The 8,255-nt window shown below is 55.4% G+C and carries 4 protein-coding genes and 1 pseudogene; all 5 read right to left on the bottom strand.

Going from position 1 to position 8,255, the window contains the following annotated elements:
* Nucleotides 1-1,549, bottom strand: a pseudogene (locus PUV47_RS19675) (DUF5801 repeats-in-toxin domain-containing protein); the annotation flags it as partial.
* Between the two features lie 372 nt (nucleotides 1,550-1,921).
* Nucleotides 1,922-2,827 carry a transglutaminase-like cysteine peptidase gene (locus tag PUV47_RS19670; protein ID WP_274220310.1) on the bottom strand — a complete coding sequence of 302 codons (906 nt, stop codon included), beginning with the start codon at nucleotides 2,825-2,827 and terminating at the stop codon, nucleotides 1,922-1,924.
* Between the two features lie 29 nt (nucleotides 2,828-2,856).
* A complete protein-coding gene (locus PUV47_RS19665; protein WP_274220309.1) occupies nucleotides 2,857-4,164 on the bottom strand; it encodes an HlyD family type I secretion periplasmic adaptor subunit in 1,308 nt (435 codons plus the stop codon).
* Nucleotides 4,164-6,338 (bottom strand): type I secretion system permease/ATPase, encoded by a 2,175-nt coding sequence (locus PUV47_RS19660; protein WP_274220308.1) that lies wholly within the window; start codon nucleotides 6,336-6,338, stop codon nucleotides 4,164-4,166. Before PUV47_RS19660 ends, PUV47_RS19665 begins: the two co-directional genes overlap by 1 nt.
* A 100-nt stretch (nucleotides 6,339-6,438) precedes the next feature.
* Complete coding sequence (locus PUV47_RS19655) at nucleotides 6,439-7,767, bottom strand: TolC family outer membrane protein (protein WP_274220307.1); 1,329 nt, start codon at nucleotides 7,765-7,767, stop codon at nucleotides 6,439-6,441.
* Nucleotides 7,768-8,255: the final 488 nt, after the last annotated feature.

The following is an 8,255-nucleotide window of genomic DNA, read 5'->3' as shown; positions in this document are numbered from 1 at the left end:
TGGTCAAACCTGCATCTGGAGACGTGCCGTCCGGCAAATCATTTTCCTGAATGGTGCGCCCTTGAGCTTCACCAAAGGCGGGATTTGTGTCCGCCACATCAACGGTGAAGGAACCTGATGAGACGTCTTCGTCTCCGTCGGTCGCCTGAATGTCAAAGGACACAGGAAGCGTGTCGCCGTCATGATCCACCGGCTCAAACAGAGTGAACACATAACCGCCGGATGCATCGTCAGATAGGGTTACGGTGAACACGGTTGTGCCACCGGCCGATGCAGTGAGCTCCGTTCCTGCTTCGTTGAGCGCATAGGTCACAGGCTCGCCAGCACTTGTCAGACCGCTGTCGCCCGCCATTGTTTCGGCAAAAGTGAGGGAGCGATTGCCAACACCACCGGGGGTGTCCTGCTGGCCGCCAACGTCTGCTGCGTCGCTGTCATCAGCGCCCCAATCGATGTCGAGAGTGCCTGTGAGGGTGCCAATGCCATCGCCATCTGCCGCAACCAGAGCTTCTTCAGAGACTGTGAGAGCCTCAACCGCATTGATCACGGCCTGGTCGTCAGCAACGTTAACAAGCAGTGTTGTTACGACACCATCGCCATCACGGTCGGTTGCAAGCATCTGAAAGCTGACTGGAGCGCTGTCGCCGTTGTCGCCAAGGTGATCGAGATTGCCAACGAGGGTGAAGGTGTAGCCGCCGTTGCCGTCTGAAGTCAGCTCAACGGTGAAGACCACTTCGCCGGAGCCATCCGCTTTAACCGCTTCAAGACGCTGAGCCGTGAAGCCGCTTTCTACGGAGGATTCCAAAACAGTCGAGATGTTGTACTCAAGCGCGACATTGTCCGAGGTCAGCGCCAGTGGGTTGCCATCAGCATCAACCGGCACGCCGTCTTCCAGAACAAAAGCCACTCCGCGACCGAAATCGCCGTCCCGGCCGAAATCGACACCAAGGCTGCCGATTGCCGTTACGGTTCCATCATCTGCAAGGTCTGCCTCGGAAAGATCCTGATCGCCAATATCAAAGCTGCCAGGCGCAAGCAGTGTTGGCTCGCTGTCGCCTTCCAGAACATCCAGATCATCAGTGGCGTCGGCGTTTTCAGAAAGCTCTTCTGGGCGGAGCAGATCAGTGACACCAAGCCCCGGACCAAGGTCTTCAGCAGTGGCGTCGTCATCAAAGTTGGAGCCACTGCTCTGCGGTCCATCCAACTGGCTGTCCAGCGGAGACCCCTCTCCCGCTGCGGTCTGGAACTCACCGACCGGCACGATTTCTACAAGGCTTCCGAAGTCCGCCAGAGACAAGGCCCGCTCTGGCCCGACAACCACAACTTCTGCGCTCTCATCGCCAACGAAGAACTCCTCGATGACAAGTGAGCCGCCTTCGCCGAACAAGACCTGCAGGCTGTCCTCAACGCGGAAGAGGGAGACTGGGACATCCAGCATTGCGCTGAAGTCAACCAACTGCCCCGGTGCGCGGGTCAAGACTGCGGTTTCTGTGCCTTCTACCCGTGCAACGAGCAATGGAGAGGTTTGGATTCCCGAATTGTCAGCAGTCATGGTACGCAACCCCAAATTCATTCAGATACGACTAAAATTTTAATTAAATTGAGTTCTGTTATCTGGGTCGAAAAAAGTCAAACAATAAAATTTTAACGAGTATCTTAGGGTTAACTGCAAACGGCTCGATACGCAGGGTAAATTGGCGCAAACGGCGTTTCAGGCTGGCACGGGGATGGTTCAATTTGGCTCAACGAAACACTTGTGTTCCGTTAACTTTTGTATAACCTTAATGGGTGTATAAGCTTCTGCCTGCGTTTTTAGCGATACTTTGGAAGGTTGATTGACCAACTCAGACAAGCAGTTACGAAAAAGGGCACCCCGAAGACGCCCTCGGAATGCCCTTACATAACTCTACTGAGTCTGCGCTGTTCAGTTGTCCTGTTTTGAACCAGATGTCGCAATATCAACGAGGCTAGACAGTGTCCTGAAATTGGACGCGACCGTAAAATCCGCTCCCTCGGAGGTTGTGAATACTGTCTTGTAGAAAGGTAAATCCTGTGGCAAACGGATCCGCGCGGTTCGATTGTCTAAGATGTACGTTGCACCTGCCTGCTTGATTCGCAGGATTGCGTGATATTGTTTCGTGCGCTGGTCAAAAACCGCCACGACCTCCATATCGTCGCGATCGAATCCAAGTAGTGCCAGGCTCCAATACTTGAGGATTGCATAATCCTCACAGTCACCGCGCCTGCGGGTAAGGGCTTCTTCAGGAGACGCCCAATAATCCGTCACGCCCCAATTCTGGCGATCGAGCGTGTAAGAAAGCGTGGCGTTGATGCCGCGATTGATCACGGGCAGGCGCCGGGCCTTACGAAGCTTTTCAGCGCTTTTCATAAGGCCAACCCACTGATTGAAGACCGGATCCTTGCAGGTTCCAAGGGTGTTCAGACAATGTTGCGGATCGGCTAGATAGCCCTCCATCTTTTCATTGATCTGAGCCCAGCGGCTGTTCAAGAGGTCTGCCTTACTGACGGTTTTCGTTGTCACCGCGGGGTTCGCGCTGGCAAGCTTCGTCAGGTGAATGCGTTGCGGTTTGGCCTTAGGCGGCTGCGCAAGGACTTCAAACCAAGTCACGGGCTCGTCCACCGCAAGAGTTGGCATACCCTCGACGGTATTGTTGCCGCCTTCGAACTTGGCGTAAGCAAGGCTCAGCACCCCCATCACAAGCCAAATAGAACACGCCAAGATCAATCGGTATGAAACCGAGAATCCAACTGTACCTTCTGCACCTGTTGCACCGCGCTTGGCGGCGCCCCTCGCAAGGGTTGTATTCATTTTGAACGCCCCTCAATAGGCGCCCTCGGTTACCGCTCCCTCAGCGCTTCCGATTGCACCTTGTTGATAGGCTTCAGAAGGTAATGAAGTACGGTCTTAAAACCGGTTAAAACATCGATTGAAGCAACCATTCCTGGCATTATTGGTAAAGGATCCGTTTTAGTTCCCAGGTAGTTTTTATTGGTACGAACTGTCACCTCGAAGAAACGGTTGCCTTTTTCATCCTCGACAGAGTCTGCAGCAATGCGCTCCAGCTTACCTTTCAAACCGCCATAAATTGAGTAATCGTAAGCAGTTATCTTCACCGTCACTTCCTGACCGGGATGCAAAAAAGCGACGTCTTGAGGGCGGATTCTGGCCTCAATCAGAAGTGTGTCATCTAGGGGCACTATCTCCACCAATGGTTCACCAGGCTGAACAACCGCCCCCAGAGTTGTGATATTCAGCGTGTTCACCACCCCATAAACGGGGGAGCGCAGGTCCGTTCTACTAACGCGATCCTGAGCGGCCTTAATAGTTTCATCGACAATGGCAAGCTGTGCGCGGGTGTCGGCCAACTCCGCCCGAGACTTGGCATAGAAGGTCCGCCGAGCGCTCTCAATGCGTTCCGCCAGCTCCTCTTCACTAGCCTTAACTCGCTGGATCGAGGCCTTGATGATCTCCAGCTGGCCACTTCGCTCCTGAAACTCTCGCTGAAGGCGCAGGAACTCGATTTCCGGCAGCACACGGCGCTCAAACAAGGCACGGTTGATTTCCACTTCGCGGGCCATGGTTTCAAGAACGCTTTGAAGCTTGCGCTCCTCGGCAAGAAGCTCCTCGCGCTCCTGCTCTTTTTGACGCTTCTGCAGGCTCAAGACAGAAATGTCGGTTTCCTGCTGTTGCTTGTTAGCCAGAAACACCTGTTCTTCTTCAAGAGCAAACCGGAGGGCGTGCGTGCGTACCGCGTCCGGGAACACCAGTGCCTTGTTAAGGGCCTCAGCCTCCAGCCGGGCCGCCTTGGCCTGAAGCGCGCTCTGACGCTGCTGGATCTCGCCCAGCTGGGATGAAAAGCCGGTGTCGTCTACACGTACGATCACCATGCCTTCCTCAACGATTTGCCCTTCTTCGACCAGCACCTGATTGACGATGCCACGCTCAGGTGCCTGAACAACCTGAATCTGGCGGGACGGGATCACCCGTCCATCGCCGCGGGTGACCTCTTCCAACTCTGCCAGAGAGGCCCAGATCAGCGCCACGATGATTACGGCAAGCGAGATCAGGATGATGTTGGCGGATCTGCGCGGCGGCCGTGTTTGCAGGCTTGCGCGAATGTCTGTGGCGTAGTCCCAGTTGCTCATCAGACCATCTCCTCCGACTTGCGGGTACGCATGCGCGCCTCTCCTTGCTGCTTCAGCTCACTGAGCACGGCATCACGTGGCCCATCAGCAACGACACGACCAGAGTCCACGGCAATAATGCGCTGCGTCAGCTTCAACAGCGATGTGCGATGGGTACTGATGATCACGGTCGTGCCGATTTGATTGAACTTCTCCAAGCGCGCCAACAAGCGGCGTTCGGATGCCATGTCCAGGTTGCTGGAGGGCTCGTCAAGGAACAGAACCTTGGGCCTGCGCAACAACATGCGGGCCAGCGCTACACATTGCTTCTGACCGCCGGAGAGCAAGCGACCGCCCTCACCCACCTGCATATCAAAGCCCTGCGGATGGGTGCTGACGAAATCTTCGACCCCTGCAATACGCGCGGCTTGCAGGATTTCCTCATTGCTGGCTTGAAGGCGGCCGATGGCAATGTTTTCACGCACCGATCCGGAGAACAGCACGTTGTCCTGAGACAAGAACCCGACCCCATCACGCAAGTCGGCTGGGTCATATTGCCGGGTATCTATGAGATCCACCAGGACCGCCCCATTGGTCGGCGTATAAAGGCCTGACAGCAGACGCCCGATGGTGGACTTACCCGCACCGACACGGCCGATCAAGCCAATGGTCTCGCCCGCGTTGATGGAGAACGACAGATCGCGCAAGGAGTCATCGGATGCACCCGGATAGCGAAACGTGACCTTTTCGAACTTGACGGCGCCGGTCGCGATCTTGCTGTTTACATAGGTCCGCCCCGGCCGACGCTCGGCCGGCATGGCCATCAGGTCCTCAAGGATCTTGTAGGCATGGATGGTCTGGCGCAGGCGCGTAAGTGTGTTGGCCACAGACGAAAGCGGCGCAAGCACGCGCCCGGACAGCATCATGGCCGCAATGATGCCGCCCATGTTGATCAGCCCTTCGTTGACCAGATAGACACCCCAGATAACGATCACCACTGAGACCATGGCCTGAACCAGCCCAGTAAGTGATTGGGCGAGCGTTGACCAAAAGCGCCCCTGAAGCATGGCGGCGGCGCTGGAGGCAACCGAGCGCTCCCATTTGGTCTGCATGACACCTTCGGCGTTCAGCGCGCGGACGGTGTCCATGTTCGCAACACTTTCGACCAGCACGGAGTGGCGCAGCGCGCTTTCCTTGGTTGCCTGATCAACGGAGCCAGCGAGCGCGGGCTGTACGAGCAGATTGATGATGATGACAATGGGCACTGCCGCCATCGGTACGTAGGCAATGGGTCCAACAATGACGAAGAGTATTGCAAGGAAAAGACCAATGAAACACAGGTCGATCAAAGCCACGAGAGATGAGGAGGTGAAGAACTCCCGAACTGCCTCGAACTCTTTGATATGATTTGCGAACTGACCCGTTGACGACGGCCTGTTCTGCATGTCGATTGACAGGGCGTGGGCAAAGATCTTTGAGGCCAGCGCCAGATCTGCCTGCTTGCCGGTGACATTGATGATTGATGTGCGGGCGGTTTTCAAAACCGCGTCAAACACAAGCGCGAGGATCACGCCAGCCGCAAGAGCCCACAGTGTGGGAATGGCGAAGTTGGGCAGCACCCGGTCATACACGTTCATGACAAAAAGCGGCGAGGCCAGCGCCAGCGTGTTTATGACCAGAGCTGCAATGGCAACATGGGTGTAGTCGCGCCAAAAGCTCTTGATGGTGCTCCAGAACCAGTGCCCGCCGCCTTCATTGCCAAGTCCTTCGTTCTCGGCGGAGCGGGACGTTGGCTTGAAGAAAATGGCATGGTTGCTGTAAAGCGCCTTCAAAGCCTCGAAGGATGCCGTTTGCTTTTGATCAGGGGCCAGAGGGTCCACCAGCGTGGCCTCCTCATGATCCTGATTGATATCCACCAGCACCCGCAGGGTGGAATCTTCCATGACCAGCAAAGCGGGCAACGAGATCGCGGGAATCTGAGTGACTGACTTCGTGACGGTGAGCGCGCGCATTCCGCAATTGGCGGCGGCGCGCTCGACAAGCTTGATGGGCAACCCGCCCATGTCCAGCGGCAAACCCGCAAGAATTACGGAGTCCGTCGCGAAGTTGCCGTAGGTCCTTGCAATGTACTTGATGGCCTCAACCAGCGGATCCAGACGTTCACCAACGTCTTGCACACCTTCATCCCGTGACATTGCTTGCCCCAAACCACATTCCCATAAAACAAAGCAGCAGGGAGACTCTGGAGAGCTTCCCTGCTGCTTTCATATCTCATTTATTTCGCTTGGCAATGCCTTAACGAAGCGGCTCAATGCTGAACCCTGCTGGCTGCGGGAAGACGGAAACCGTCTCGCGACGCCCGGCAGTGCCTTCGGCTGGTGGTTCAATGTTGAAGTGCGCCAGAAGGTTACCCGTGGTTCCCTGAAGCTGATAGGTCGCAAATTTCAGGATCGCCTGTGCGGACACCAGATCAATCTCACTGTTGAACAGCGCATTTTGAGCATTCAGGAGGTCGAGCAGCGTACGCTGGCCGATATTGTACTCATCGCGGTAGCCCTCAACCACCTTGCGGTTCGCCGCAACGGTCTGACGCAGAGCGGCGATACGTTCACGCGTGGTGTCAACAGACGCCCATGCGACTTCTACACCTTCAGCGGTCTCCCGAAGCGCGCGATCGACACGGGCACGCGCTTCTGCAAGCTGCTCGTAAGCCTGGTTCTTGCGCGCGGTGTCTGTGCCGCCGTTGTAGAGGTTCCAGCGCATGCGAAGCATGACACGATATTCATCGTTCCGGCCATCGTAGCCGTTCACGTCATCACCAAAGGAAGCCTGACCTTCGACAGATACCCGTGGCAGGAACGGCGCGTTGGTGCCTTCTGCTTCAAAATCCGCAGCATCTGTATCAGCCTGTGCCGCAAGGATCTGCGGGTTGTTTTGCTGCGCCATCGCGATAGTGGCTGACAAAGTGGCACCCGGCAAGGACGAAGCCTGAACCGGCACAAGGTTCTTCGGATCCAATCCAATTACACGGCGGTACTTAGCCATAGTGTCCAGAAGGGACTTGCGTACGGTCGATGTGATGATGCGCGTTGCGGCCACACGTTCCTGCGCCTGAGCCAAATCGGCTGCACCGGTTTCGCCGCCTTCGAAGCGCTGCCGCACTTCATTATAGATGCGCTCGTGCTTTGCGGTGTTTTCGCGAGACTTGCGCAGAATTTCCTGATGACGGATCACATCGATGTAAGCTTCGATGGCATCCAGCGCGATCGCTTCGGAGCGCTCAAGAACACGGTAAGCAGCGCCGTCAACACGGGCACCCTGACGGTAGATCTCGTTTACAGAACCAAAGCCATCGAAAATCAGCTGTTCCGCCGTGATGTCGAACTGTTTGGCTGCACGCCACTCGCCATCAGACACAGAGCTGTCAGCAGGACGATCCAGCTGCTCGGCGCCATATGAAGCCGCGATGGAGAGGCTCGGCAAATAAGCACCTTGTGCGGCCCGCAGCTCCTGATCCCGCGCCCGGCGGTTTGCGGAAGATTCTTGAATATCCGGGTTTGTATGAACTGCTGCTTCTACAGCATCACGCAGAGAAATCGCATGCGCAGATGCTGTGCTCAGCATCGCAATCGCCACTGCGACGGTTAGACCCCTAAAATTCATCCCCCGACTCTCCAATCTACTCCTGGTCGCAGGTGGATCTGCAAATCCCCTGCCTCCTTGATGTTGCGTGTTCGTTGCCCCAGCACGCCTTCAAAGGAGTCTCAATAATCCAGAATAATGCCAATAAAAGTTGGCATTAGTAAAAACATGAAATGCGTTTATTATCAACTGACTTGTTGGTATTTGTTAAAATTGAAAGCTTCCAAACAAGCCATATTGGCTCTTCGGCCGCCAGATGTTTACTTGAATTGTCAGATGCATATTTTTGACGCTGCGTAAACATTAACTATTCCTAACGCACATGTCATCGATAACCACCTAAAAATCCAAGAAATTTGGGATTAGTTGACTTCGAATTCATTAAAGAGCGACTCTCAGTTGCGACATTGCCACACTTGCATTGGCATTTTTTACAGTACCAACAGACCTGCCTCTCTCAGGGGAAGGAT

This window comes from Pseudovibrio exalbescens, assembly GCF_028737195.1.
Taxonomy (GTDB): Bacteria; Pseudomonadota; Alphaproteobacteria; order Rhizobiales; family Stappiaceae; genus Pseudovibrio; species Pseudovibrio zosterae.
Note: the sequence above shows the minus strand (reverse complement) of the source record. Positions and strands in the feature narration are given on the sequence as shown.